The organism is Corynebacterium sp. (assembly GCF_012837295.1).
Lineage (GTDB): Bacteria > Actinomycetota > Actinomycetes > Mycobacteriales > Mycobacteriaceae > Corynebacterium.
Window position 1 is genome coordinate 1 of the sequence record NZ_DURI01000089.1, and the last position, 2,457, is coordinate 2,457.

At 70.7% G+C, this 2,457-nt stretch carries 1 protein-coding gene and 1 pseudogene; one reads left to right on the forward strand and one right to left on the reverse strand.

Going from position 1 to position 2,457, the window contains the following annotated elements:
* Nucleotides 1-656 (reverse strand): annotated as a pseudogene (locus GX015_RS02935) (MFS transporter); the annotation flags it as partial.
* 150 nt (nt 657-806) lie between these two features.
* On the opposite strand from GX015_RS02935, the gene GX015_RS02940 reads away from it, so the two are divergent.
* Nucleotides 807-2,390 (forward strand): NYN domain-containing protein, encoded by a 1,584-nt coding sequence (locus GX015_RS02940; RefSeq protein WP_291342682.1) that lies wholly within the window; start codon nt 807-809, stop codon nt 2,388-2,390.
* Nucleotides 2,391-2,457 lie beyond the last annotated feature (67 nt).

Here is a 2,457-nt window from a genome sequence, read left to right on the forward strand (position 1 = left end):
GCCGGCATCCCGGGCAGCACCAGCATCCGCGACACCGGCAGATGCGCCGGCGCCCCGCCGCCGGGCCGCTCGGCGTCGGGCACGAGCCGTCGGAAAGCAGAGGCGATGGGCCACCCGCCCACCAGCGCGCACGCTCCCAGAGCCGTCAGCCACACCAGCGCCGGGGTCGTGTCCACGCCGCCTTCACCCTGCCCACCTGCGGCGATCCAGCCGGAGAACACGATCCCCAGCAACTGCCCGACGGAAATGCCCAGGGTGAAGTAGGCGAACAGCGAATCCAGGCCCGTCGTTGTGCCCCGCAGCCGCGACACCATCCCCTGCGCGGCGATCAGGGTGGTCATGTGCGCGAAACCCAGCGCGACGTACCCCGCCAACAGCACGGCCAATCCCCCGGACCACGCCATCACGGCGGTCGCGGCGACCGTGGCGAGCAGCCCGGCGCGCATCACCGCCGGCGCGTGCCCGTCATCGACCAACCGCCCGGCACGCAACGCGATCAACAACGGCACCAGCGAGAACGCTGCGGTGAACACGCCGACCGTCACCGCGTCGCCGCCGAAACCCAGCACGCGGTAGCTCAGCAGCACCCGCCCGCCGTTGAACACGGCCTGCCCCACGACGGTCACGGCCACGAGCATCGCGAACCACCGTTTCACCCGGTCCGCCACCTTCCCGCCGCCGTCATCGCATCCGACCGCGATCAACGGTACCCGTCGTGCAATCCGGCCACCGGTTGCCCATTTTCGTGCATCCTGGGACGTGAACGAATCTGACTTTCTTTAGCAATGAACGGATTGAAGGAGCCCATGCTTGAACGCACATTGGTGTACGTCGACACGTCTTACCTGCTCGCGAGCTTTTACAACTCGTGGGAGACCGGGGCCCGCGGGCAATTGGAAATCGATCTCAGAGAGGTGGTTCATGTTCTCGACCGGATGATCACGCAGCAGCTGGGGCAGCCGGTGCAGCGGCAGTTCTGGTACGACGGCATCCCGGAGTCGGGGCCGCACCGTTATCAACGTTCCCTGCGCACCATCGACGGCGTGCAGCTGCGCGCGGGGCAGCTCATCGAATGGGGTGATCGCCGCACGCAGAAGGCGGTGGATACGCGCCTGGTCGCCGACATGGTGATCGCCGGCGTGCGGGGCCAGGCGTCCGACATGGTTCTGGTGTCCGGCGACGCCGACATGCTGCCGGGCGTGGCGGAGGCGTCGAACTCCGGCGTGCGCGTGCATTTGTACGGCTTCGGCTGGGATTCGATGTCGTCTGCGCTGCGGCATGCCTGCGATTCGACCACTATCCTCGATCCGCGCGAGGATTTCGCGGAGTCCATGCAGCTCAACGTGCTGGAGGGGCCGCTGCCGCCGATCGTGCGCGACAAGCCGCTCGGCGACGTCGAGCCCCCCGAGGAACCGGGTGCCACGAAGGTGCCCGATACCCGGGTGTCGCCTCCGGGAACCAAGCTTGACGACGGCTCGTCCGCCGCCCATTCGGATTTGGCGGAGGAATGCCCGGAGGGCGATGCCGCGACGCCGACCGCCAAGGCGGATGCGCCGAAGGTCGCCGAGACCGAGGCCGCCGCGAAGGCCGGCGCGCGGGAGATTCCCGCGCAGGCCGAGCATGCCGCCGCCCAGCGCGCCGGCGTGGCCGGGGACGGTGGCGCCAAGCCCGCCCCCATGGATGCGGCGGAGGCCATCGCCGCAGTTGCCGCTGCGGCGGCGAAGGCGCACGAGCAGGCCGGGGCCGCGGCGAAGCAGCAGCCCGAGTCTGCCGGGGCCACCGCGAATCCGGCGGAGCCGGCACAGTCCGAGCGCGCCGAGGAGCCGGAGAAGCCGGGCAAACCCGGCGACGCGAAGGCGGCGGAACCGGAGGCCGGCGCCGTCCCGAAAGAGCCGGAGCGTTCCGGGCCGGCATCCGGCGACGCATCCGGGGAAGTTTCCGGCGCGGTCGCGGGGGCCGAGTTCGGCCCCGGCCCCGAGTCCGGTGCCGCATCCGGGGCCGAAGCCGGCTCCCCCGCGAAGCCCGGCCCGCGGCCGAATCCGTCGATGATGGCTCCCCGACGCAAGCTGCGCTCCCGCTACGTGCCGCTTCCCAACGAGGTGTGGGCGTCGGCGGGATTCCAGTCGCCGTTCGACGTCGGGCAGCAGTACGCGCTCTGGTGGTACGAGGCCGCGGCCACCGACCGCCAGCGCGACGAGGCGCACCTGCTCTCCGGCGGTGGCCTGCCGCCGGAGATCGATCGCCCGCTGCTGCAGTTCGCGTGCGAAACCCTGCACGAATACACGCTGACCGACGGCCAGCGCGTGAACCTGCGCGATGGCTTCCACGCGGGCATCCGCGGCGTTCTGCTCAACCGCCGCAACAACCCGTCCGGCGACAAGGGGCTCTGACCAGAGACGTTCGCCACCGGGAACGGGGCACCGCCAAACGCGAAGCGGGCCCGGGGACATGCTCCCC

Bases quoted from the DNA above. Each gene is read 5' to 3' on its own strand.
- GX015_RS02940 (WP_291342682.1), top strand. From the start codon at position 807: ATGCTTGAACGCACATTGGTGTACGTCGACACGTCTTACCTGCTCGCG.